This is a genomic window from Dictyobacter vulcani, from assembly GCF_008974265.1.
GTDB lineage: Bacteria > Chloroflexota > Ktedonobacteria > Ktedonobacterales > Ktedonobacteraceae > Dictyobacter > Dictyobacter vulcani.
The window spans coordinates 2,526,114-2,550,680 of sequence record NZ_BKZW01000001.1; the positions used below are offsets into that span (position 1 = coordinate 2,526,114).

The 24,567-nt window shown below is 48.9% G+C and carries 23 protein-coding genes and 7 tRNA genes; 14 read left to right on the forward strand and 16 right to left on the reverse strand.

Translation table 11 applies throughout. The annotated features are described in order from the left end of the window. Positions 1–93: 93 nt before the first annotated feature. On the forward strand, positions 94–597 hold the full coding sequence (locus tag KDW_RS10570) for a GvpU-like protein (protein WP_151755915.1): 504 nt from the start codon (positions 94–96) through the stop codon (positions 595–597). A gap of 210 nt (positions 598–807) precedes the next feature. Here KDW_RS10570 and KDW_RS10575 read toward each other — a convergent pair whose 3' ends face one another. Then, entirely contained in the window at positions 808–1,596 is a 789-nt protein-coding gene (locus KDW_RS10575) for a L,D-transpeptidase (protein WP_151755916.1), read from the reverse strand. A gap of 391 nt (positions 1,597–1,987) precedes the next feature. Between KDW_RS10575 and KDW_RS10580 the strand changes: the two genes are divergently transcribed. Then, complete coding sequence (locus KDW_RS10580; RefSeq protein ID WP_162005124.1) at positions 1,988–2,602, forward strand: GtrA family protein; 615 nt, start codon at positions 1,988–1,990, stop codon at positions 2,600–2,602. A gap of 77 nt (positions 2,603–2,679) precedes the next feature. On the opposite strand, the gene KDW_RS10585 is transcribed toward KDW_RS10580, so the two are convergent. From KDW_RS10585 to KDW_RS10645, 13 genes are all read right to left on the reverse strand, one after another. Continuing rightward, a complete protein-coding gene (locus KDW_RS10585) occupies positions 2,680–3,324 on the reverse strand; it encodes a uracil-DNA glycosylase (RefSeq protein WP_151755918.1) in 645 nt (214 codons plus the stop codon). A 103-nt stretch (positions 3,325–3,427) separates the two neighbouring features. Beyond that, positions 3,428–5,893, reverse strand: a complete 2,466-nt coding sequence (locus KDW_RS10590; RefSeq protein ID WP_151755919.1) for a polyribonucleotide nucleotidyltransferase — start codon at positions 5,891–5,893, stop codon at positions 3,428–3,430. Between the two features lie 416 nt (positions 5,894–6,309). Further along, entirely contained in the window at positions 6,310–6,597 is a 288-nt protein-coding gene (gene rpsO / locus KDW_RS10595; RefSeq protein WP_151755920.1) for a 30S ribosomal protein S15, read from the reverse strand. Positions 6,598–6,858: 261 nt separating this feature from the next. Then, the gene (gene rplL / locus KDW_RS10600) at positions 6,859–7,236 is read right to left on the reverse strand and encodes a 50S ribosomal protein L7/L12 (protein ID WP_151755921.1); all 378 of its coding nucleotides are present in this window, start codon (positions 7,234–7,236) and stop codon (positions 6,859–6,861) included. 19 nt (positions 7,237–7,255) lie between these two features. Then, entirely contained in the window at positions 7,256–7,795 is a 540-nt protein-coding gene (gene rplJ / locus KDW_RS10605; protein WP_151755922.1) for a 50S ribosomal protein L10, read from the reverse strand. 622 nt (positions 7,796–8,417) lie between these two features. Then, positions 8,418–9,134, reverse strand: coding sequence for a 50S ribosomal protein L1 (rplA, locus tag KDW_RS10610; RefSeq protein WP_151755923.1), 717 nt, complete (start codon positions 9,132–9,134; stop codon positions 8,418–8,420). 53 nt (positions 9,135–9,187) lie between these two features. Further along, positions 9,188–9,610, reverse strand: a complete 423-nt coding sequence (gene rplK, locus KDW_RS10615) for a 50S ribosomal protein L11 (RefSeq protein ID WP_151755924.1) — start codon at positions 9,608–9,610, stop codon at positions 9,188–9,190. 48 nt (positions 9,611–9,658) lie between these two features. After that, positions 9,659–10,228 carry a transcription termination/antitermination protein NusG gene (gene nusG, locus KDW_RS10620; RefSeq protein WP_162005125.1) on the reverse strand — a complete coding sequence of 190 codons (570 nt, stop codon included), beginning with the start codon at positions 10,226–10,228 and terminating at the stop codon, positions 9,659–9,661. 33 nt (positions 10,229–10,261) lie between these two features. Further along, the gene (gene secE / locus KDW_RS10625; RefSeq protein WP_162005126.1) at positions 10,262–10,627 is read right to left on the reverse strand and encodes a preprotein translocase subunit SecE; all 366 of its coding nucleotides are present in this window, start codon (positions 10,625–10,627) and stop codon (positions 10,262–10,264) included. 103 nt (positions 10,628–10,730) lie between these two features. Then, on the reverse strand, positions 10,731–10,901 hold the full coding sequence (rpmG, locus tag KDW_RS10630; protein WP_170296543.1) for a 50S ribosomal protein L33: 171 nt from the start codon (positions 10,899–10,901) through the stop codon (positions 10,731–10,733). Between the two features lie 118 nt (positions 10,902–11,019). Continuing rightward, a complete protein-coding gene (gene tuf, locus KDW_RS10635; RefSeq protein ID WP_151755927.1) occupies positions 11,020–12,225 on the reverse strand; it encodes an elongation factor Tu in 1,206 nt (401 codons plus the stop codon). Positions 12,226–12,478: 253 nt separating this feature from the next. Next, positions 12,479–12,550, reverse strand: a tRNA-Thr gene (locus KDW_RS10640). A 31-nt stretch (positions 12,551–12,581) separates the two neighbouring features. Beyond that, a tRNA-Tyr gene (locus KDW_RS10645) sits at positions 12,582–12,665 on the reverse strand. Between the two features lie 369 nt (positions 12,666–13,034). On the opposite strand from KDW_RS10645, the gene KDW_RS10650 reads away from it, so the two are divergent. The 3 genes from KDW_RS10650 to selA all read left to right on the forward strand — a co-directional run bounded on the left by KDW_RS10650 (position 13,035) and on the right by selA (position 15,137). Beyond that, positions 13,035–13,259 carry a hypothetical protein gene (locus tag KDW_RS10650; RefSeq protein ID WP_151755928.1) on the forward strand — a complete coding sequence of 75 codons (225 nt, stop codon included), beginning with the start codon at positions 13,035–13,037 and terminating at the stop codon, positions 13,257–13,259. Between the two features lie 94 nt (positions 13,260–13,353). Further along, entirely contained in the window at positions 13,354–13,722 is a 369-nt protein-coding gene (locus KDW_RS10655; protein ID WP_269822473.1) for a type II toxin-antitoxin system PemK/MazF family toxin, read from the forward strand. Positions 13,723–13,751: 29 nt separating this feature from the next. Next, complete coding sequence (gene selA / locus KDW_RS10660; RefSeq protein WP_151755930.1) at positions 13,752–15,137, forward strand: L-seryl-tRNA(Sec) selenium transferase; 1,386 nt, start codon at positions 13,752–13,754, stop codon at positions 15,135–15,137. Between the two features lie 60 nt (positions 15,138–15,197). Here the strand turns inward: selA and rsgA are convergent, their stop codons facing one another. Then, positions 15,198–16,241, reverse strand: a complete 1,044-nt coding sequence (gene rsgA, locus KDW_RS10665) for a ribosome small subunit-dependent GTPase A (protein WP_151755931.1) — start codon at positions 16,239–16,241, stop codon at positions 15,198–15,200. Positions 16,242–16,685: 444 nt separating this feature from the next. Between rsgA and KDW_RS10670 the strand changes: the two genes are divergently transcribed. From KDW_RS10670 to KDW_RS10685, 4 genes are all read left to right on the forward strand, one after another. Then, a tRNA-Met gene (locus tag KDW_RS10670) sits at positions 16,686–16,761 on the forward strand. A gap of 42 nt (positions 16,762–16,803) precedes the next feature. Next, positions 16,804–16,876, forward strand: a tRNA-Met gene (locus tag KDW_RS10675). Between the two features lie 31 nt (positions 16,877–16,907). Further along, positions 16,908–16,980: transfer RNA gene (locus KDW_RS10680), tRNA-Met, on the forward strand. A 31-nt stretch (positions 16,981–17,011) separates the two neighbouring features. Beyond that, a tRNA-Met gene (locus KDW_RS10685) sits at positions 17,012–17,087 on the forward strand. Between the two features lie 96 nt (positions 17,088–17,183). Here KDW_RS10685 and KDW_RS10690 read toward each other — a convergent pair. Then, positions 17,184–18,308 carry a helix-turn-helix domain-containing protein gene (locus KDW_RS10690; RefSeq protein ID WP_151755932.1) on the reverse strand — a complete coding sequence of 375 codons (1,125 nt, stop codon included), beginning with the start codon at positions 18,306–18,308 and terminating at the stop codon, positions 17,184–17,186. 249 nt (positions 18,309–18,557) lie between these two features. Between KDW_RS10690 and KDW_RS34895 the strand changes: the two genes are divergently transcribed. The 5 genes from KDW_RS34895 to KDW_RS31650 all read left to right on the forward strand — a co-directional run bounded on the left by KDW_RS34895 (position 18,558) and on the right by KDW_RS31650 (position 23,298). Continuing rightward, positions 18,558–18,692 carry a hypothetical protein gene (locus tag KDW_RS34895; protein ID WP_269822437.1) on the forward strand — a complete coding sequence of 45 codons (135 nt, stop codon included), beginning with the start codon at positions 18,558–18,560 and terminating at the stop codon, positions 18,690–18,692. A 155-nt stretch (positions 18,693–18,847) separates the two neighbouring features. Beyond that, positions 18,848–18,923 (forward strand) — tRNA-Met (locus KDW_RS10695). A gap of 197 nt (positions 18,924–19,120) precedes the next feature. After that, complete coding sequence (locus tag KDW_RS31645) at positions 19,121–19,903, forward strand: hypothetical protein (RefSeq protein WP_162005128.1); 783 nt, start codon at positions 19,121–19,123, stop codon at positions 19,901–19,903. A 204-nt stretch (positions 19,904–20,107) separates the two neighbouring features. Next, positions 20,108–22,843 carry an MGH1-like glycoside hydrolase domain-containing protein gene (locus tag KDW_RS10700; RefSeq protein ID WP_151755933.1) on the forward strand — a complete coding sequence of 912 codons (2,736 nt, stop codon included), beginning with the start codon at positions 20,108–20,110 and terminating at the stop codon, positions 22,841–22,843. Between the two features lie 305 nt (positions 22,844–23,148). Further along, on the forward strand, positions 23,149–23,298 hold the full coding sequence (locus KDW_RS31650) for a hypothetical protein (RefSeq protein ID WP_162005129.1): 150 nt from the start codon (positions 23,149–23,151) through the stop codon (positions 23,296–23,298). Positions 23,299–24,567 lie beyond the last annotated feature (1,269 nt).

The window sequence follows — 24,567 nt, forward strand, 5'->3', positions numbered from 1 at the left end:
TACAAAAAGTTGTCCATGGCGTTAATAAAAAAAAGATGCTACTGTCTGGTGTCATCTGAAGTAACATTGGACAGAGTTGAAGGAGAACAGAGTATGGCTGATCTTTCGGATAACGAAAAGGAAAATTTACAACAAACACTGGCCCAATCAGGCTTTCGCCCACTCAATAAGACGGAACGTCGTAATATCTGGCTACACGATTACCAGCAGCAGGACATTGCTCTGCAGTCCTGGGCTCGTGTGGTTGAGCAGCAGGGTCTTGAGATTGATGTGATGCTGCAAATGCAAGGTCTGCTAGTCTTTGGTACCATGGTCAACACACGAGCATATGCACAATTCTATGTGGACATGCACGAGCGCATGTATCGTCAGGAATCTCCGGAAACGGCTGATTTTCTGCATGAGTATTATGCCGCGCTGGTACCACCCGATGATCAGCCTGAGATTGGTCCTGAGGGGTTACCAATCATGTTTCGCTATGCCCATTTGCGGGATGTCACCATTATGAGCGCCGGCCACAAAATCAAAGTTCCGTATTGGCGTGGCAAGCTGAACGAGGTAGATGCTTTTGTGGTTGGAGCTTCAGCTGGCGAATAAGTGCCGGGGACTGGTAGCAGGGATAGTATTTTGTCTGCATATAAGCAGGAGGCTTTGCTAAAAGTGCCTGGCTTGCCTGGTTGGTGTTTTGATACAGAGCTACTTACCGATGCCAGATCTGCACGCTTATAGCGCGAAATAAAGCCAGGCCATAATAAAAAGCAGGATTACCTTTATCGTAATCCTGCTTTTTATTATTAGCAACACTGATCAGGCAATGATTTTGACGGTAGTGCCGAGCGGAGCCCAGCCATAGAGCCATTGTACGGTACTGTAAGGCATGGTGACACACCCGTGTGTACCTGTCATCCAGCCATCGACTGGATCATAGTGATAGACGTTCGTGCCAGGACCATAGACGCTGCGCCACCAGGCATCGTGGAGGAAGAAGCCGCCTTCTCTGAATTCGAGGGCGAAGTTGATATGGGTGGGAGCATACCAGTAAGGCGAGCCTTTAGGCCATGGTGAATAGAAGGTGGTCGGGCTCAGTTTGACAAAGACATGATAAACGCCGAGTGGTGTCTCAAGTCCAGGTTGACCGGTGGTTGCCGCAGAACTGCGGATCAGGCGCCCATTCTCATAGAAATAGGCCCACTGTCCCGTACGGTTAATAACGACTACTTTGCCACCGCCCACGTTGCCGCCACCACCACCGCCATTATTGCTACCAACCGCGACGAGTCCGCTATACACGAAGCGGGGCGCGGCATTCGTGGCTGAGATACGGTACCAGATAGGGTTGCCACCCCATACGGCCTGTCCACTTACCTGAGCATAGATAGTTACAGATGTGTAAGGCGCATAGGTAGTAACTATTTGTGCACCGGTGGTTGCTCCAGTACGGACATTGGTATAACCGGTTGTTGAACCAGAACTGAAGGCGGCTTTTGCCGTTGCTGCATACGAGGTTTGACCATTTAATGGGCTAGCGGTAAATACGATTGCAAATAATAGTGCCAGGAGTGCGAATGTGATGTTTTTTTTCAAGTTTTTTTGCATATGGACCTCTTTTTCAAAGGTATATCGTTACTACAATATAAGTATATATAAGCTTATCGATATACTCAAGTGAAATACTTCACAATTAGAAAAAAAGGGTGGCAACATCGTTCGTTTTGGGATAGTGGATATTGGTGTGATGGGTGTGTTTTTGTAGTACAAATAATGTCTTTTTGCTTTATATTGTGTGATTGAAAAGCGAGTGTGCACGTCGTTTACACGATTGAAAGCCTGTTGTCTGGCTGTATTTTTCATGCTATCTGAACTGAAAAAGTACTAATGACTACTTTTGGTATACTTCGTTACATTCTTTACGATGGGTTCGTCAAAAAAATATGTAGGTCGATGTGACTGCACTATACTATATAGAAAATGGAGCATTCTAAAAAATATGGATCGTTTTGTTCAGAGTAATGTAGAAGAAATTATTGACCCTTCACTTGAAGTTGTGGAAGAAATTGCGGAAATTATGGACCAGGTGGCTCCTGCTGCACTTGTTCCCAGTTATCAGTCTACACCCTGGAATGCGGTGAATCTTCTGCTGGATCGGGTTGATATTGTCACCGGTGGCCGTGCGGGCTCACTGATCCAATTTGGTTCCTTTCTTTTCATTGGTGGAACCACGACAATTCTCAATTTGATTATCCTCTATGTCATCTTGAATTTTATTTCTTTCCCGTCTAACCTGGCTTTCTTTCATAATTTAATTGGTTCTGCCTCTGGTAGTGAACTTTCCCTGCTGGCTAATTTTGCTCTCAATGATCGCTTTACCTTCCGTCACAATCCTGGTCATGAGCGCTCCTGGTTTGTACGCTTGAGCCGTTTCCACGCTACTGCGATTATTGGTATCCTGCTGACAATTGGTATCCAAACCACGCTGATTACGTTCTTGCATCTGAATGCCCTGATCGCTCAGGCCATTGCGGTAATCATTGTACTGTTCTACAATTTCTTCTTCCATCAGTTCTTCACCTACCGTCGCCTCAAAGACGCCGACGCCGTCTAGGTTTATTTCCCAAAAGCATCAAAAAAATATTTCCGGTTGCTATGGTTTCAGACAAATAGCAACCGGAAATATTTTTATTAGAAAAGCGATAGCTGTTGTGGTGGGGGCTCTTCCTCTTTTGCCTTCTGGACAACTACTTTCACTGGTTGTTCAGCCGCAAGGCGTTCCGTTTCAGCAATAATCAATGGAATCTTCTTAAAGTCCTGCCGAATCGTGTCCTTGAGTTCGGACCTATGCAGACCGGCGGCTGGATGGTACATGGCAATGCAAATACGACCATCTTTCTTGCGGGCGCGGCCATGGATGGAACTGATCCTCTCGGAGCCAAAGAATTTTGTCATGGAGAAGCGTCCCAGGGTCACAATAACACGAGGATTAATGGCGGCAATCTGGCGATCCAGGTAATCATTACAGGCGGCCATTTCATCTTGCTCTGGATCGCGGTTGTTTGGAGGACGACATTTAACGACATTGGTAATAAAAACATCTGAGCGTTTGAGGTTGATGCTGGCTAGCAGTTCATCCAAAAACTGTCCGGCTGGTCCAACGAATGGTCGAGCCTGTTTATCCTCGTGATAGCCTGGGCCCTCACCGATAAACAAAATTTTGGCAGTGGAACTTCCTTCTCCGGGTACTGCCTTGGTCCGACCTTTACAGAGTTTGCACCTGGCACAGGTAGAGACTTCTACGGCAATTTCTTGCAGAATCTCTTCTGAGGACATAACATCTATTCCCCTTTTCCAAAGATTTTATGCTGAGATTATTACAAGATAAGGCGACCACAGAGGTCGCCTTATCTTTTCTATTTTTGGAATGCTATGGAAATTACCAACGGCGGTCAGAGCGCTGACCAAAGTTGTTGTCACGGCGGGGACCACCGGGATTGCGATTCGCACCCGGATTTCCCATGGGCCGACGCTGACCGAAGCCACCGCCACTGCCGCCATCGCGGTCATAACCACCGCGCTCACGGTTGCCACCCATGCCACGATCATAACCACCGCGATCGCGGCCACCGCCCATGCCACCGCCGTAGCTGCCGCCACGGTCATAACCGCCGCCGCCACCACGATTGCCACCGCCATCGCGATCTCCGCCGCGCATACCGTAACCGCCACCGCCGCCAGGACCACGACCTGGGCCGCCACGACCTGGGCCACGGCTACCACGATCTTGTTCCATTTCAGCTGCTGTTGGCATTTCACCACTTAAGGCTGAACGACGGGACAGATTGACGCGGCCCTGACCATCGACTTCGATCACCATCACAGTGATCTCATCGCCAATCGAGACAACATCTTCAGGACGCATGACCTGATAATCGGCTAACTGTGAGGTGCGTACCAGGCCTTCTTTGCCGGGCAGAATCTCGACGAAACAGCCGAAGTCCACAATACGGCGTACCGTACCGGTGTAGATGTGTCCGACCTCGACCTCTTCGGTCAGGGCGCGAACGGCATCCATGGCGTGCTGCATTGACTCGCCAGAGACGGCAGAGATGTTCACTGAGCCATCATCCTCGATATCCAGTTTAGCGCCACTCTCTTCCTGGATCTTACGAATGGTTTTTCCGCCGGGTCCGATGACGGCACCAATCTTATCAGGATTGATCTTGAGGGTCTGGATACGTGGAGCGTACTGGGAGAGTTCCTCACGGGGAGCGTCGATCGAGTCGAGCATCTTCTCCATGATGAACATGCGGCCCTCGCGTGCCTGCTCCAGTGCTTTGGACATGATTTCGTAGGTGATACCTTTCACCTTGATGTCCATTTGCAGGGCGGTAACGCCATCGGCGGTACCTGCCACTTTGAAGTCCATGTCGCCCAGAGCATCTTCGATACCCTGAATATCTGACAGGACAGCCCATTTGCCTTCGCGCTCACCCTCGCCTGTGATCAGGCCCATGGCCACACCAGCGACAGGGGCATGGATCGGCACACCAGCGTCCATCAACGCCAGGGTGGTACCACAGACCGAACCCATCGAAGTCGAACCGTTGGAGGAAAGAATATCCGAGACGGCGCGAATAGTGTAAGGGAATTCGCCCTGTGAAGGAAGCACAGCTGATACTGCGCGCTCTGCCAGCGCACCATGTCCAATCTCACGACGGCCAGGTCCACGCATGGGCTTGCTTTCACCAGTTGAATATGGTGGGAAGTTATAGTGGTGCATGAAGCGCTTATTCTCGTTGGCCACCAGACCATCGAGGATCTGCTCGTCACCAGGTGAGCCCAGTGTGATTACGCTCAACACCTGGGTCTGTCCGCGTGTGAACACGGCTGAACCATGGGTGCGTGGCAATAAACCAACTTCGCAGTTGATCGGGCGGATCGTTTTCAGATCGCGACCATCGGGGCGCTGACCATTGTCCAGAATGTTATTGCGGACATAGGCTTTCAGTTCTTTTTCGTAGAAACCGATGATTTCTTTTAAGCGCTCAGGATATTTCTCACCCAGCTCGGTGACCAGCTCGTCCTGTACCAGGCCTAACGCTGTGGAGCGGGCAGCCTTGTCGGTATTATGGACGGCCGCCTCAAAGCGCGGGCGCACAAATTCTGCTACCTTAGCCTGCAAATCGGCATCGGCCGGGGCAGGTGTGAATGGACGTTTGGCCTTATTAACAGCCTGGGCCAGCTTATCCTGCATCTTAATGAGATCTTGCAGGTTCTCATGACCGAAGCGCACAGCCTCCAACATCAACTCTTCTGGAAGCTCTTTCGCGCCAGCCTCAACCATCATAACGGCGTCGGATGTGCCGGCAATGGTAAGATCTAACTTGCTCTGGGCCATCTGTGATTCCAGCGGATTGATCACAAACTGATCATCGATGTAACCAACACGAACAGCACCAACCGGGCCAGCAAAAGGAATATCGGATATGCTCAGGGCGGCTGAAGCGCCAACAATACCGAGAATATCGTAGTCGTTTTCCTGATCAGAAGAGAGGACGGTAATCACAATTTGAACGTCGTTGCGGTAACCTTTGGGGAAGAGAGGGCGGAGTGGGCGATCGGCGAGGCGACATGAGAGGATGGCATGTTCGGTTGCTCGGCCTTCACGTTTAATAAAACCACCTGGGATCTTGCCTGCTGCGTACATACGCTCTTCTACATCGACAGTCAGTGGGAAAAAGTCAATACCTTCACGAGGCTCGTCACTGCCTACAACAGTTGCCAGTATTATGGTATCTCCGTAGCGCAACAACACTGCGCCACTACTCTGCTCTGCTACCCGGCCGGTCTCTATGCTCAGTACCCGACCGCCGATAACAGTTTCTTGACGGTGAATCATATTTCCTCCGATAAACGGCACCCTATTCTATCTCTATCTGGGAATCATTGGTGAGAGCCTTTCACATCCCATGCATCCAATCGTGTGTGCGCAACTAGCCGCGACTGAGTGGCGTATACGATTGCCTGGTAATAGCATGCTACGTAAAAATGGGTGCGGTAACTCTTTACTTATAAGGGTACAACTCTACGTGCTATCGCACGGACATATCAGTCTTCTTGTGGTTCGATCCCTATTACTCTATTACGTACTTCTCTGTGGGGGAATACCCTTGATCTTAGCTTCTCTCTCGTTCGTCTGGTTTCGTCTCTCTACAACTGTCGGAATGGAAAAAGCGGAGAAAAATGGAGCAGCGGTCGGGCATAACGTACGGCGCTCGCCATGCTGCGCCGACCGCATCCACAGCAACCTTGCAATTATCGGCGTGGGCCAAGTTTGACACGGATACCCAGTCGGGATACCAATGAGCGATAGCGCTCGGGGCTCTTCTTACTGAGATAAGTAAGTAAGCGTCTGCGCTGGCCAACTAACATGAGCAGGCCCCGACGTGAATGGAGGTCGTGCTTATGAATCTTCAAGTGCTCTGTGAGCTGATTAATGCGATTTGTTAAAAGTGAGATCTGGACTTCAGGAGAACCGGTGTCGGTCTCGTGTACACGTGCATCCGCAATGATCTCTGTTTTATTTTCAACAGTCAATGCCACGTTTCTAAATCACCTCCAATGTATTTTGGGAAAGGAAAAGGATGCTTCCTGACAGTCAGGTTGGCTGCTTGAGCAGCAATACGTTGTGCACTGAATGATTCGGAAGTAGTTGTATACGTTCGCATTATAACATGGATACCTCAAGGGCGCAATGAACGATTGCTCCATGGGGTTTTTCATGTATACAATGGAACATGCAAGGAAAGGCACCTCACCAGCATGTTTGAGCACAGGTGGTGAGGTGCCATATCCTGAGGAATCTTACTTAACGGTGACTTTAGCGCCGACCTCTGCCAGTTTGGCAGCAATTTTGTCGGCCTCTTCACGGGAGACGCCTTCTTTAACAGCCTTTGGAGCCTCGTCAACGACAGCCTTTGCCTCTTTCAGGCCCAGACCGGTCAGCTCACGAACGATTTTGATGACGTTGATTTTGTTTGAACCGACTTCGGTCAGGACGGCATCAAACTCGGTCTGCTCTTCAACAGGTGCAGCAGCAGCGGCCTCAACAGGTGCAGCGGCAGCAGCAGCGGCGACTGGAGCAGCGCTTACGCCCCATTTTTCCTGCAGGGTTTTGGTCAACTCGACGAGCTCGAGGACGTTTAATTTCTCAATTTCGCTAATGATATCATGTACAGCCATGGTTGGTTCCTCCTAATAATTATTCAGCGGTTGCGCCGCTATTCTGTTGTTCTGCGCGTGCCTGTAGCACATAGCACAGATCGCGTAATGGGGCAGTGAATAGACCGTATGTGCTGGCAAGTGGTCCCTGGAGTGTACCAACGACTTCTGCTTTCGACTGGTCTTTGCCACCTTTGATTTTGCTGATGCCTTCAACTTGATCGGCCGTCAATGAACGACCACCAAGAATGGCAGATTTGAGAACTGCTACCTTTGAGGTACTGATGTAGTCAGCTACAGCTTTGGCGGTGGCCACTTCGTCTTCGTATCCGAAAGCGACTGCCGTCTGACCATTGAAGATTTTGTTATCGACACCGGTCATGCTGTTGCGCTCAGCGGCGATACGCAGAAGGGTGTTTTTCGCAATCTGGAACTCCACCTTTGCGTCGCGCATCTTTTTGCGCAGCTCGTTCATGTCCTTTACGCTTAAACCCTGGGTTTGTACCAGGATGGCGATGGATGCACGACCGAGCTTGTCTGTTAGCTCGTCAATCTTACCTGCTTTTGCCTGTGTTGGCATAAGGTGTTCTCCTCCTTTCCTGGAATGGTTCCGGCCCAATCAACCAGCTGCTTTGTTGGCAACTTGCGCTGCTTTACTCAGCTCTGGTTGGTCAGTATAGGATGTAAAGGGCAATAAAAAATGCCTTCGTAAACCACAGAAGGCTGGAGAGAACCTCTATTCTTTTTCGACTCGCTCGTAAATAAATACGTTCGTTGCCGTTATATACGGTTTCGTATGGAGCTAGCGAATAGTTATCCCCTCGGCAAGTCGATCTGTTGAGATCGCTTAGATGCTGGGTAGCATGCTTGCTGTCTTCGGTGATGAATAAAATCATCTGGAAATGTGTGTTTGCACACAACTTCCCTATGATACCATAGAGGTTATCGTTTGTAAACCCCTTTTTGGCAAGAAATCTTCTCTCTTTCTTTTCTTTGCCACCTGCGGTGGCAGAAAAGAGAGAGGGGGAGAATCGGGGGCACAGCCCCCGCGCCCCCAGTCAAGGGGCTCGCCGCCCCTTGCATCCCCGCCCGAGTGTGGGGGAATACTACCCCGCCCGAGTGTTGGTGGGGGATGCTAACAAAAAGCAGGGATGGGTCCCGACGATTCAGGACCCATCCCTGCTTTTTGTTTTGCTTTTTTCTTAGGCTTGTGGCTTCAGGGCTGTTGCGGCGGCAACATCCAGGCGGATGCTGGGCGACTGGGTGGAGGAAAGAACTACGCTTTTTACGTAGGTTCCTTTGGCACCACTAGGACGCGCACGAACCACTGAGTCAACGATCGAGGAGATGTTCTGCATCAAAGCCTCTTCGCTGAAGGAAAGCTTGCCTGCTGGAATATGAAGCAGAGCGGTGCGGTCGACTTTGAATTCGACGCGGCCAGCTTTTACTTCGCGGATCGTTTTGGCGAGATCAAAGGTGATGGTGCCCGCTTTAGGGCTTGGCATCAAACCTCGGGGTCCCAGTTTTTTACCGAGACGGCCGACTTTACCCATCACATCAGGTGTGGCGATGGCCACATCGAATCCCAGCCAGTCGGCTTCAATCTGTTTGATCAGATCATCAAGACCGACGACATCAGCACCAGCAGCCTCGGCTTCGGCAGCCTTTTCGCCCTGTGCGAAGACCAAAACTTTTACTTCTTTACCGGTTCCAGCAGGTAGCATGGCTACTCCGCGAACCATCTGGTCAGCATGGCGTGGATCAACACCAAGCTTCATGTGAATTTCGACCGTAGGATCGAATTTGGTATAGCTGATCTTTTTGAGGAGTGAAACAGCTTCTTCTGGCTGATATTGCTTCTCTGAATCGACCTGTTTGATCGCTTCCAGATATTTTTTTCCGTGTTTTTTTGTTGCCATTATTTTCTTTGCCCTCCTTGAGGCAATTTACCGCAGTGACTTTCGGGCAGGGATTACTCGATGGTGACACCCATGCTGCGTGCAGTACCTTCGATAGTTTTCTCTGCTGCCTCAATGCTATTGACATTGAGATCTTTCATTTTCAGTTCAGCAATCTCACGCAGTTTGGCGCGATTGATGGTTCCGACTTTGGTTTTGTTTGGGGTGGCGGAACCCGATGGAATACCCGCAGCTGACTTCAACAGATCAGGAACTGGAGGTGTTTTGGTAATAAAGGTGAATGAGCGATCTTCGAAAATGGTGATCTCAGCAGGGATAACCATTCCGGCCTGCTCTGCGGTACGTGCATTGTATTCCTTACAGAACATCATCAAGTTGATGCCGTGGGGTCCAAGCGCGGTACCAATTGGGGGAGCCGGGGTTGCTTTGCCGGCTGGGATCTGCAGCTTGACTACAGCTTTAATACGCTTTGCCATGTTTGTTCAAACTCCTCAAAAAATGGGTCTCTACGATTGGTGATCTGCTTAGATTTTCTCGACTTGCAAGAAATCTAATACCACCGGGGTCTCGCGACCAAAAAATGATACGAGCACAGTCACTTTATTACGATCCATATTAATATCATTGACCGTGCCAATAAACTCGGTAAATGGGCCGTCTATTACCCGTACGCTCTGGCCTTTGGTGAAGTTCACCTTCGCCTTTGGCTTGTCGGTCTCTTGCGTGACCTGCTTCAGGATAGATCGGACCTCATGTTCCTGTAAAGGAACGGGGCGCGTCCCAGAACCTACAAAACTTGTGACTCCAGGTGTGTTACGGACGACATACCAGGCTTCGTCGCTCATAATCATTTCGACTAGTACATAGCCAGGAAAAACCTTGCGTTGTACTGTGCGTCGCTGACCCTGTCTGATCTCTACTTCTTCTTCCATCGGGACGATGATACGAAAAATTTTATTTCGCATATCCATCGACGCGATGCGCGCCTCAAGGTGACTTCTTACTTTGTTTTCGTAACCCGAGTATGTATGGATAGCATACCAGGCACGTTTCTCCTCAGGCTGTTGTTTTTCGCTGGTACGTTCAGTAACCACGGCATTTCCCCTTATGATGTCCAGGTGACGAAGCTACTTACCACCGATAACAAGAATGAAGAGATGATAAAGTCCGAAATCGACCAGAGATAAAAGTGCTCCGAGCACCGCTGAAATGATCACGACCATGATGGTCATGTTTCTGGCTTCCTCGAATGTCGGCCAGGTCACCTTATGACGAAGCTCATAGTACGCATCATAGACAAAACGACCAGCCTTATTATTGCGCAGACGCGCCATAGAGGAAGGTCCTTTTGAAGTACGACGAGCTGCAGGCTTATTTGTTGATTTCATAGTGGCAGACTCACGTCGTTCCTCGCGGGTCGAAGCTTTCACGGCTTTTTCTGTTGTTTGCACATTCTCTTGTGATTTAACTTCAGATGCCTGACTTCGACTCACATTTTTTCTTCTGTCAGTCATGTTTTTTGCCACGTTCAACCTTTCTGATCAGTAGCGATCGTACCTAGCTCCACCGAAGTGTAAGCGCTAGATAGTCTGATGCCTACTTGGTCTCGCGGTGTGGTGCAGGCTGTCGACAAGTGTTGCAGAACTTCCGGAGCTCCATGCGCTCAGGATTGTTCTTTTTGTTTTTTGATGTGGAATAATTGCGGCTTTTGCAGACTGTGCAAGCCAACGTTACCACAATACGATTCTCTTTGCTTTTAGCCATCATTTTCTCCGTTACGGTTTGGGTTTGGCTTGCTGCTCTTCAGGTAGAGGTTACCGGGGTTATCTTTTAATAGACAGTTGTGGGCGCAAGATACTTGCGCCCACCTGTGGTTTTAATAACCTTAGTTAATTACCTTTGTGCAGATGCCAGCACCCACGGTACGGCCACCTTCGCGGATAGCGAATTTCACGCCTTCTTCCATGGCGACCGGCTGGATGAGTTCAACTGTCATTTCGATGTTGTCACCAGGCATAACCATTTCAACACCCTCTGGCAGCTTGATCGAACCAGTTACGTCGGTTGTCCGAACGTAGAACTGTGGGCGATAGCCGTTGAAGAATGGTGTGTGACGGCCGCCCTCTTCTTTGGAGAGGACATAGACCTGGGCCAGGAAGTTTTTGTGCGGCTTGATTGAACCGGGCTTGGCCAATACCTGACCGCGCTCGATATCGGCACGCTCAACACCACGCAGCAGACAACCAACGTTGTCACCGGCCATACCGGAGTCCAGGGTTTTCTGGAACATTTCAACGCCAGTTACAACGACTGAGCGGGTCACATCCTGAATACCGACGATCTCGATGTTATCGCCAACTTTGACGATACCACGCTCGATACGACCGGTGGCAACAGTACCACGACCTTTAATACCGAAGACATCCTCAACAGGCATCAAGAATGGCTGGTCGGTAGCACGTGGTGGGGTTGGGATGTACTCGTCAACCTGATCCATCAGCTCCCAGATGCATTTGGCAGCAGGATCGTTACGGGACATGTCGCCTTTACCCTCAAGAACACCAAGGGCTGAACCACGGACGACGGGGACGTCATCGCCAGGGAACTGATATTTGGAGAGAAGTTCGCGAACTTCCAGCTCAACCAGCTCTAGCAGCTCTTCGTCTTCCATCATGTCAACTTTGTTCAAGAAGACAACCATGGCTGGCACTTCTACCTGACGGGCAAGCAGTACGTGCTCACGGGTCTGAGGCATAGGGCCATCTGGGGCACTTACTACGAGGATAGCACCGTCCATCTGAGCGGCACCGGTGATCATGTTTTTAATGTAGTCAGCATGACCTGGGCAGTCGACGTGCGCATAGTGGCGCTTCTCAGTCTCGTACTCCAGGTGGGCGATCGAGATGGTGATACCACGCTCGCGCTCTTCTGGAGCTTTGTCGATCTGGTCAAAAGCCGTATATTTGGCAAGCTGCGCTGCGGAGAGCACTTTTGTGATTGCTGCGGTCAGCGTTGTCTTACCATGGTCAATGTGTCCAATGGTTCCAATGTTCACATGCGGCTTTGTTCGCTCGAACTTTTTCTTCGCCATTTCCTACTGTGGCTCCTTCTGCAATCCTGCATACGATCAGATCAGATAGCAATGGGTATTAGACATGCAGCAGCCGTCCCCTGGTATCTAATCGTCAAACAATGGTAATCCTTCCGACGGTAAAACGAACGGAGGGGAGACGATCAATCAGAAGACGGCAGCAAGATCTTTATTTAATCTACACGCGGAATTCATGAAGGTGGGCTTGTGACGTGAAGAACGTCGTGCCCACTCTTCATCTACAAACCACGGAAGCCCGTGATGGGAATTGAACCCATGACCTCATTCTTACCAAGAATGTGCGCTACCTCTGCGCCACACGGGCCTGTACTACCAATACCTGGAGTCATTGATAGTGGTGGGCAGTGGAGGATTCGAACCTTCGAAGCTTTCGCAACTGATTTACAGTCAGTCCCATTTGTCCACTTTGGTAACTGCCCCTATATTGTCAAACACTCCAATTCGTCTGAGTGATCGCTCTGAGTGATCAACGAGCACATTATAGCCGACCCGATCAGATGTGTCAACACCTTTTTAGCCCTTTTTTTAAATTGGTCGGGAAATTGATAAATTTGCCTCTATCTGGTGGGATAGTTGAAAGTCATTGCCAAAAGCATTGCGTCTTGCCTAAATTGCTGGTATAATCTCCAACGTTGGAGAAATTCATCACACCTCATGCCTTCAATCGTGTGAGCGGTGCTTGATCACGCTTGAATGGTGTTCACAGTTGTTTAAACAGCAACTTGCGGTTTTTCCGCGACCCAATGTATGAGTAATCTGTTTGGATTTAGGAATAAGAGGTAGCTTCTATGGCGACGAATTGTGACTTCAGCCGTTCTTCCTTGCTTAGTGAGCAGTACCAGCGTGAAATGGAACTCATAGCTGTTGCATTACAAGAAGAGAGTCAGGATGAACGTGAAGAGCGTCTCGGCCTCGTCGCTCAGTCTTGGGCTCTGACAGCAGCGTGCTTCCATTCACAGCTTGAGACCAGTGACGTCCCATCCTATTCTCCGGTTGCTCTTGCTCGTCTGTAGTTTTCTAGTGAAGATATGTTAGTTTAATACCATGCCTCATCCTCCTGAAATTGCACCGGAAGCTCTTACCTATCTTACGCCTGTGCAGTTTGGCATGGTGTATTGGGTGAATTTCGGTTATCCTACTCTCCCTCCTGGGATAGAGGAAAAGCGTATTCTGGACTGGCACCCGGCTCTGGTGGTGTCAGGCGATCCTTTTTGCCGTCATGCAGGCGCTGTGAATGTTGTTGCGCTGACTTCTTATCGCGGTAAATTGCGCCCTTATCACCATTTACTTCTTAAACGTGATTATCCCTTGCTTGATACCGATAGTCTGGTGAAAACAGAATTGATGTATCCTATCCTGCGCTCATTGTTGGCGGACCAGTATGCTATCTGCCGGCTGAATGATGCTGATTTGCGGGCTGTCATGGGTAAGGTGGCGAATAGCCTGGCGATTACGATGTTCTATTCTTTACATTAGTCTTGCTTTTGTCAGGTAGATGATCGCTTATGACGCTTGATACCAATCAATTTCGTTTACTCCCTTCGGTTGATGAGTTATTGCGGACCCCTCCGGGTGAGGCTTTGTCTGCCGCTTTTTCGCGCCCATTAACGGCCAGTGCGTTACGCTTCTGTCTGGCGGAGGCTCGCGATAAAATCCGTGCTGGTGGTCTCTGTCCTTCCTCTGAATCCCTTCTGGCTGCTGCCGAACTTCAATTACAACAGCGCTTTCTTCCCCATCTACGACCCGTGATTAATGCGACTGGTGTGATTATTAATACGAATCTGGGCCGGGCTCCTTTGAGTCTGGAGGCGTTGCAGGCTGTTGACAGGATTTCTACGGGCTATTCTAATCTGGAATATGATGTGGAGGCGGGCATGCGTGGTTCACGCCATACGCATGTGGAGCAGGTGCTTAAGGATTTAACCGGGGCTGAGGCGGCTCTGGTGACGAATAATAATGCTGCCGCAGTATTACTTGGATTGAGTGCTCTGGCTCTGGGCCATGAGGTGGTGATTTCTCGCGGTCAGCTGGTTGAGATTGGTGGCGGTTTTCGCGTTCCTGATGTGTTGCGCCAGAGCGGTTGCCAGCTGGTTGAAGTGGGGACGACCAATCGCACTCGGATCGCTGATTACGCGGCTGCGATTACTGAGCGGACGGCGATTCTCCTGTCGGTTCATCCCAGTAATTTTTTGATTACGGGCTTTACTGAATCTACCAGTATTGCGGAATTGGCTGAACTGGCGCATGCACGCGATCTGCTGGTAATGGATGATCTGGGAAGCGGTTGTCTGCTGAATTGTGAAAAGTATGGCTTGAGTCACGAGCCGACACCACAGGAGAGCCTGGAGGCGGGAGCGGATGTGGTCTGTTTCTCTGGTGATAAGTTGCTGGGAGGGCCTCAGGCTGGCATTCTGGTGGGCAAGGCGGCAGTGATAGCGCGTCTGGCTAAACATCCTCTTATGCGCGCTGTACGTATCGATAAGATGACGCTGGCGGCGCTTGAGACGACACTGCGCCATTATCAGCGTGGTGAGGCCGAAACAAAGATTCCGATCTGGCGCATGATTTCTACGCCAACGGAAAAGCTGATCCAGCGCGTGGATTCATGGGTGCAGCAACTAAAGCAGCATGGGATCACGGCGCGTACACAGGTGGGGATGTCTACTATTGGTGGTGGTTCCTTGCCTGGCGAAACATTGCCTACAACTTTACTGGCGCTGGATGCGGACTCGGTTCCTTATGCGCTGGATACACTGTCCCAACGTCTGCGCGCCCACACAACCCCTGTTATCACACGTATTCTCCATGATACCCTCCTGCTAGATCCACGCACAGTATTGGAAGAACAGGATACCGAGGTCGTTTCTGCTCTACTAACCCTGCTGGCATAGCAGAAGGAGTCAGAACCTTTGCGATTCTGACTCCTTCTGCTGATTTGTCATAGATCTTGATTAGCGCTCTTCGCCGGTATAGATACGTACATAGCTGCGGTAGCGGTGTTCGTTGATGATGCCATCAGTTAGTGCCTGCCGAATCGCACAGCCATCCTCATCTATGTGGATACAATCTCCATACAGACATTCACCCAGATACGGACGAAACTCGACAAAGCACCAGGCCAGTTCTTCCGGTGGTATATTCCAGGCAGCCAGGGCACGGATACCCGCGGAGTCGGCCAACCAGCCTCCAATAGACAAAGGATAGAGCTGCGAGCCGGTGGTGGTATGCTTACCTTTGCCGGTAACATCGCTTACCAGTCCGGTGCGAATGGCCATCCCAGGTTCAATCGCATTTACCAGTGAGGACTTGCCGACGCCGGATGGTCCGGTAAACAGGGTTGTATGCTCTTTGAGCAAATCTCTCAGTTCATCAATCCCCTGTTCAGTTTGAGTACTGGTGAAGATCACGCGATAGCCAAGCAGGCTATATAAATGGGCTCCGTCATCAATCTGCGATTTGTGCTCCAGATCGGCCTTATTAATACAAATGATCGGAGAGAGCTGTGCTGACTCGCAGATGGTCAGATAGCGATCTAACAGGCCAAAGTGTGGCTCTGGTTGAGCGGTTGCAAACACGACAACGACCTGATTTAAATTAGCGAGTAACGTTTGTTGAATAAGTTTTTTAGAGGTTGAGCCTGCATCCATGCGTGAAAGCTCACTTTTGCGCGGAAGAATCTCTTCAATTAATCCTGTTGTCTCATCTAACTTGCGGATTTTGACGTAATCGCCAACTGAAAGGCGTGTGGGAGGGGCGTTTTCTGTGCTATCTCGCTTTTCTATACGTTCGACACGTTCAGTTGAAGTTTGATTAGCATATTTGTTGTTACGTTGTTGGGTTTTTCCTACTGGTTTCGCTGCATTGGCTTCTGCAAATGCTTTTTTTAGTTTGCCTCGCAATGTACAGCGCAGGATGCCATCATCAGTATGCACATCGTAAATGCCATGCGCGCCGTTGAGGACCATGCCGGTCAGTTGTGCCGGATTATTAATCAATGGTATATTCCCTCCAGGAACATAAAAAAACACGGTGTCAACAGTAATAATCTCAATGTAAGCTGTCTACCGTGCGGAGGGAGTGGAGCGTAGAACCATGCGTAGGGTGTTTGCGCTAGTCAGGCATTTTGCATCGCTGGATGATACCATGAACCTGGCTATGTGGTTTTCGCCCTTTACCCTCAGCCTGGGTAGACAAGGTGCATATAGGCACAGTTGGTGAATACGTGTGCTTGGCCATAAAACTGCACCTCCTTGACTGGACGAGCCAGAATTTGAAAAAACAGTATTGTTCTTAAAGCATACTAGAATTTCTATACATTTGTCAATGCGCAACAGGGACAAGAAAAGTGCTTAATTGCCTTGATAAAAACAATCCCCAAATTTGCTTTATAACCACCTACTTGACAAGCGAATGAGTTTGTAGTATTCTATGAAAGTTGTCGCGGGATAGAGCAGTGGTTAGCTCGTCGGGCTCATAACCCGGAGGTCACAGGTTCGAATCCTGTTCCCGCTACCAGTGTTTTATACACTTGCTAATTTTTACTTACCGATTTTTTGTCGCGGGATAGAGCAGTGGTTAGCTCGTCGGGCTCATAACCCGGAGGTCATAGGTTCGAATCCTGTTCCCGCTACCGGTGTTTTATACACCTTCCATTTTCCCGTCGCGGGATAGAGCAGTGGTTAGCTCGTCGGGCTCATAACCCGGAGGTCATAGGTTCGAATCCTGTTCCCGCTACCGGTGTTTTATACACCTTCCATTTTCCCGTCGCGGGATAGAGCAGTGGTTAGCTCGTCGGGCTCATAACCCGGAGGTCATAGGTTCGAATCCTGTTCCCGCTACCAGAGCCCCTTCCATACATTCTATGGAAGGGACTTTTTTTTTGTGCTGTTCAAACAAAGAACAGCACAATGGTTTATCTTGATAGGAATGTCCATAGTTTAATATTCGATAGGTCCATCCAGAGCTTCGCGTAAGGGAACTCCTGCCATGCCGATCTCACGTGTCAGGCGATCCAGATAGCGCTGAATGCCATAAATGCGTTCCATTAAACGCACTGTACCGTGTTCTCGACATTGTTGAATAGATTCAATCGCCAGATCGACGCCTGCCTGGATCTCACCTCCACGTACCAGAGCCATGGCACGGGCGGTTTTAAGCAGAATCTCCCAGTGTTTGGTTGGCTCCAGATTCTTTTCTGCTTTATCCAGATAATCCATGGCTTGTTGCGTTTGTCCCAGATGGGTATAGCTGCGGCCATATTCTTCATAGACGGTACCCAGGCTATATTGTCCGCAGGTACTGCTTTCCGCTGGATTGATCTGACAGGATAGTTCCTCGGCTACTGCCAGGGCACGCTCGAACTCTGTGAGACGATTGGCACGTAGGTAGGCGCGTCCTAAGAGCTGGATGGCATTGCCACGGGCCGCCACGTCCGCCTGAGGCGTTTTATCGCGGGCCGCTTCCAGATATTCAATGCCTTGATGGACGTCACCGCCACGGCATAGCATATCTCCTTCATACGTTAGAGCGATATTTAGCAATGTATCGTTGCGCAGCAAACGCGCCACGCGTTCCATCTCGCGATAATGATTGAGGGCGTACTGGGAGTCATGTGAGCGCGTAATCACCGATTTAACATAACCGGCAAGGTGTAGTGCCTGGGCTAATTTTTGTAAAAAGAGATGATTTTCGTTGAGAATCTGTGTATTGAGATCCTGTACTAACCGTTCAACCAGTGTATTTGCCTCATAGCTGCGGGCCAGATTTGTGAGATCCCATATATGGTTCATGGAAACATCTATCTGGTCCAGGGTTAAAGCTGTATATGCATTTCTGGCAATGCCCAGCCGTTCCGGGTCAGCACCGAGCAATGTGGCCACACGTCGGAGCTCGCGTACATCATTGAGAAGGGTTGATCCGCTCTCCCAGCGTCGTAAGGTGCGCACATCAACTGATAAATCGGTTGCCAGTTGTTCCTGTGTTAATGCATGTTTATCCCGATATTCACGCACAACTTGAGACAATGGAGAATTACTACGTCTTTTTTGTGTATGTACTGACATCGCATGTCCTCTTCCTGATTCCTACCTATCCACACCAAAAGCGATAGAGGTCCTGTAAAATGAAGCTTTTTAGACCAATACTATATATTGGACGCTCAGATAGTATAGCAAGTTTTTTACGTTCTTGACAATACTAATAGGAAGAAAGGGTGCAGGATGATGGGTGAATGTCGAAGTGAAGTAGCAAGGCTTAGAGAGCAGATTGAAACTGTCTGCGGAGCTATGAACCAGATGCTCTATGGATATGCTATGACTGCAAGACACGATATCATTAATCACAGGTATAATACCCTGGGCTCTTATCAGGATGAACTGGAGACCATAATAGGAGAAGAGCAAGCGCTTGATATTGTGATAGAAACCTATAATCGTGTTGTGCGTTGAAAGACTTAATGTGCACATTGGTGGCTTGATGAATTTTCTTAAAAGCAGGAAAATTCATCAGATAACCCCTTGCATCCTATTGATAGTCGTGATATTATATTCCCGTACCAAAAACGACAGATAAATCTCTGCTAAAGCAAAGATCTGCCTTTTCTGGCGGCGTAGCTCAGTCGGTAGAGCAAAGGACTCATAAGCCTTGTGTCACAGGTTCGATTCCTGTCGCCGCTACCATCTTAGGAGAAGCTCAAATGCTTCTCCTTTTTTTGTGCAAATGACTTTCTTCGTCAGTTCCAGCTTATCACATCACACCCTTGCAAGAGTGAGTTATAATTGTGCGTTTGTTGAAATTGATAAAATGTAATGGTATAGTTTTTAGTGTAAACAATTATAAAGACACAATAAAGATGATAGATGTAGTAAGGGGGGGGATGAAGATCGCTGTCGATATTGATGGCACGCTTTGCTGGGCTAATTTGCCAGTGTTTTTGAACGAGTGCAACACTCTATTTGACCTTAAGATTGATCGAGAGACACTGGCAAAGATCGAAAGCAAACAAGAATTCTATGCATTGCCAGAAGTACAGTCCGTACGCAAGCAGAATGAGTACATTGAGCGAGAGTTGGCCTGGATACAGTTTCGTGAAAAATGCCTCCTTACAGTGCTTCTAGTGGATGATGCTGTTGAAGGCGTTGCAAAGCTCGCTCAGCTTGGGCAGCTTGCCTACTATACTGCGCGCCATAGTCGCCTTCTAGACGTACAGATTGAAATCGAACGGGCAACAAAACAATGGCTCAAGCAGCATCACTTTATCAATGACACAAAGGTCGTGTTTTGCAATGAAATACGAGGTAAAGTGCGCAAGATGGTGAAACTGGCAAAGAGCGATTGGGTTCTGCTAATCGATGACAATTACCAGAGCATTATCGAGGAGATCAATCAGTTACCTTGTACTGACTATAAACTCCTCTGTGAAAAGTTGACACTGGTTGCAATCCATGCTGAGACGGGCGATCTCCCATTAACTGATTTGAATGTCGTTGCACTTCCATATTGGGACGAGATAGAGGCGATAATAGGAAGGATACCAGACTATGCCAAAACAACCACCTCCACAAAAGCCTCCAAATACCGAACCTCCACAAAAACCAGCACCATCTCCCAAGACCCCATTTCCACCAGAACCACCGAAGACGGAGCCGCCATTGCCTGATAGGAAAAAGCGCAAATAACATCTTTAACCTCTTGCAAGGATTTTGATATCACTGTAATGTTCCAATAAGAGTAAAATTCAAATACACCCTTAGTATGAGGCGTTAAAAAATCTTATAATAGACACATATAGTGCTTATTTATAATGCAGGTGAAGACCCACTGACTGGTTGTATATATAGTTATTTGCGTAGGAATGAATACTATGGATCACATTCAGGATACTGAAGAGGGGCGGCGGTTGACGTTGACTCAGCAGGGGACTGCCCATTGGAAGCATTGGGGTCCTTATTTGAGTGATCGCCAGTGGGGGACGGTGCGGGAGGATTATAGCGCGGATGGTCAGCCGTGGACGTATCTGACGCATGATGATGCGCGCTTTCGGGCGTATCGCTGGGGTGAGGATGGTATTGCAGGACTCTGCGATGCCGATCAGTGTTTGTGCTTTGGGGTGACCCTCTGGAATGGTCAGGATGATCGTTTAAAAGAGCGGCTATTTGGTTTGACGAATGGTGAGGGCAACCACGGTGAGGATGTCAAAGAATATTATTTCTATCTGGATAATGTGCCAAGCCATGCGTATATGAAGTGCCTCTATAAGTATCCCCAGACGAAATTTCCTTATGAAGATTTGCGGGCGGAAAATAATCGCCGTAAGGCTGATCCCGCCAGTTTTGAGTATGAGCTGCTGGATACAGGCATCTTCAATGAGCAGCGCTACTTTGATGTCCTGGTGGAATATGCCAAATATACGCCAGAGGATATTTTGATTCAGTTGAGTATTACTAACCGGGGTCCAGAGGCGGCTCCTTTGTATGTGCTGCCCACACTCTGGTTTCGCAATACCTGGTCCTGGGGTCCTGATCTGAAAAAACCTGTCTTACATACCCGGCTAACCACACAGCCAGATATACACATGATTGAAGCTCAGGGTACTGACCCGGATATGGACCCGATGTGGCTCTATGCGACCGGTGCTGAGCGTGTGCTGTTTACTGAAAATGAGACCAATAATGTCCATTTCGGTTGGGAAGCGAATTCCTCGCCCTATGTCAAGGATGGCTTTGAGCAATATCTGGTCCATGGACAACAGGCAGCGGTTAATCCTCTGGAGACAGGCACGAAGGCGGCTCCTCTCTACCAGTTGCAGATCGCAGCCGGGGAGACGCGAGTGCTTCGTTTGCGTCTGAGCAATAGCGCCATCCTGGAAGATCCTTTTGCGGAACAACAGTGCCAGGAACTGCTCCAGAGGCGGCGACAAGAGGCCGATGCCTTTTATCAGGCTGTTACCCCCTTTACTTTATCCGACGACCTGCTCACTATTCAACGTCAGGCTTTTGTGGGTATGCTGTGGAATAAGCAGTTTTACTCGTATGTGGTGAGAGACTGGCTCAAGGGCGATGTGGACTATTCACCTCCTCCCCAACGTAAGTCTGGCCGTAATGCTGGCTGGCAGCATCTGTTTATGAAGGATATTATCTCGATGCCAGATAACTGGGAATATCCCTGGTTCGCGGCCTGGGATCTGGCGTTCCATGCTATTCCGCTGGCGATGATTGATCCTGCTTTTGCCAAACAGCAAATGCTGGCATTGATGCAGCCCTGGAGCATGCATCCAAATGGTCAGATTCCTGCTTATGAGTGGTCGTTTAATGACTTGAATCCACCAGTACAGGCCTGGGCAGTCTGGCGCGTCTATAAAATTGAAGCCAAAATGTATGGCCTGGGCGATCGCTTCTTTCTCGAACAGGCTTTTCAAAAGTTATCGTTGTACTTTACCTGGTGGCTGAATCGCAAGGATATCGATGGCAATGATATCTTTCAGGGTGGCTTCCTGGGGCTGGATAATATCGGCCCTTTTGATCGTAGCAATATTCCTGCCGGCATCAGTGGCTACCTGGATCAATCGGATGCCACTGGTTGGATGGGGATGTTTAGTTTGAATATGTTGCGCATCGCGGTTGAATTGGCCAGCCAGGATGAGACCTATGAGCAAATGGCGATCCAATACCTGTTGCATTTCCTCTTTATTGCGCGCGCCATCAATGAAAGTGCAGAGAATGGTGAAAGTCTGTGGGATGATGTGGATGGCTTTTATTATGATGTGCTGCATTTTGCGGATGGTATTGAGATCGACGGAGAGAAATTTATCTCGATGAAACTGCGCTCGGTGGTCGGTCTGGTACCATTGCTGGCGATTGAGGGCATTGATATCGCCTTTTTGCAGTCGGCGAAACTGGCAGATTTCCGGCAGCGTTTTGATAGCCTGTTAAGCTCAGGAACCGAGCTAACCAGCCATGAGGATGTAGAGATCAAAGGTGATATGGATAGTGGGTTGATGCAGGGTATTATGTTGTCCCTGGTGAAACCCGAGCGCCTCAAACGCATTCTGGCCCGCTTGCTCGACGAGAATGAATTTCTCAGTCCGTATGGTATCCGTTCGCTATCAAAATATCATGAACAACATCCCTACATTTTGCCTGGCCTGCACATGGCGGATGGACAGCCGTATCAAGTTCAATATATGCCCGCAGAGTCCCGGATCAAGGACTTTGGTGGTAACTCTAACTGGCGCGGCCCGATCTGGTTTCCAATTAATTTCTTATTGATCGAAGCTCTACAGAAATTTCATCAATATCTGGGGAATGATTTCAAAGTAGAGTGCCCTACAGGTTCGGGACAGTTTATGACGCTCTGGGAGGTCGCAGCCGAGCTTTCGACACGCCTGATCAGTATCTTTCAACAGGATGCTACTGGCAATCGCCCTGTCTATGGTGGTATCGCTCCTTTCCAGCAAGATCCCAACTGGAAAGACCTGATTCTTTTCTATGAATACTTTCATGGGGACAATGGAGCCGGACTCGGTGCCAGCCATCAGACTGGCTGGACTGGCCTGGTTGCCAAGTTGATCCAACAACAGACTGAACACACTATCTCGTAGCAGCTTTAATTGTGTTTTATGGTGTTGCATGCGCCCCTGATGCAACACCATAAAACACGATGAGAGCGCCGTGTGGCGCGAGACTCATACACAATAACCATGGTTGCCATGAGGATCAGGCACACTCTAAGCTGAAAAGATAGCTCTTTTGGAGCTATCTACTACTCCACTGCGTATAAGACAACAGAGGACTTATTGTCCCGCTATCTTTATTTTTTCATCCAGTCCTCGCTATGCCGTACAGGCATAAATAGTTGACTGTTGTAAAGCTGGTAATAGCTTTATAGTGAAGAAAGAGTACTGCTATGACAGACCCACAGGCTAATATTGTGAACGAAACTGAGATTTTAGATCGAGCGGTTTCACGCAAGTGGAATAAGTTTACCTGGAGTGGACTGATTATTATTGGAATTGGTTGTCTCCTGGTCGTGACAATGAGAACATTCCTTCCATGAGGATATCTGGGGCAGGTTATAAAACTAGCTGTAAGGGCAACTGTCTAGTGATAATATTGGCATCCTGGTTCCGCTTCCTTGTGGTTCTTAATTTTTGGATTTGATGTCGCTAGTAGGCTATGGCCTGATTAACTCCTCGTCTGCCCAGTGGTTGTGTAGCTGTTGGAAGTGCGCGAGACAAAGGATGTGAAAAGCAGGACGTTGGTATACTGCTAAGTGTCCGAAATTCAAAGTACATTCGAGGATCAAAGTATCCGCACGTTCTCTCTAGGAGGTGTTTGTCAGTCGACCCTTAGACTACCTATGGTATATAGCGCGGTGGATTTCGCGAGGGTGAATGTTTTATGTTTCAACCAGTTCTATATAGCAAAACTAGTGCAGCAGGACGCACGATGAGATCCTATGAGCCCTTCCTCTATTGTTGTACCTTCCATAGCCGATTACACAGGTAATTGCATCGGTTGGATGATCCTGAGGTCCTCAAGGAGGAAGGCGGCTGGAGGCGATCTCATACCTTTGACTGTTGGAGTCATGCTCATTGGACAAGAAGTCCGTCCAGTAGTGAGTCTATGTTCTGTAAGCCGATTTGATTAGCATCTCTATATCTCCTCACGAGGATGTCGAGTGAGGATGCTTGCTCGAATGCCCTATGATCTCTTGAAGAAAAAGAGGCAATTGGGCGCTATTCTCAAGGCCTGGTATTGGATAGGTCATTTAACATTTCGCGATCTGGGGATTGAGCTCATAGGCTGGTTTGGCTTCATGGAGCAATTAAGCCGGATATCGATAGCACTGTGCTCCGCGTTGCTTCATGCAAGCTATGCTCGGAACGACCAGGGCCTGAGGCGCTCTGCCATATCTTTCATTGCGGCGATAGCATCGCGGCTCTAGAGAGCTTCTGAGTCTTGCGACAGTCTACTTTTCTCTTTATACCAGATTTTGCAACTGATACTAAACATACAGCATGCTTATACGCTAAAGCTTAGCGGTAAGTAGAAAGTGCTCATTCGGTTTATGCACGTGAGTGCTACTGCACAGTGCATAAGCCTGTCGAGATGTTTTCGGCGGGTGGAGAACTCTGTTGCGCGATAACCATATCCATAATAAATTTTCAGCCGATATCTGTGCGCAAAACTCGATATGTGGCAGTGGGTCTCTTCACGTAATCACACTACAGATCATCTGAATAGAGCCAATATTTATTTCGTGGTTCCGCGTGGCAGCTTGCTCCTCCTGATTCTAACTCACCTTATACTTATCGCGTGATAA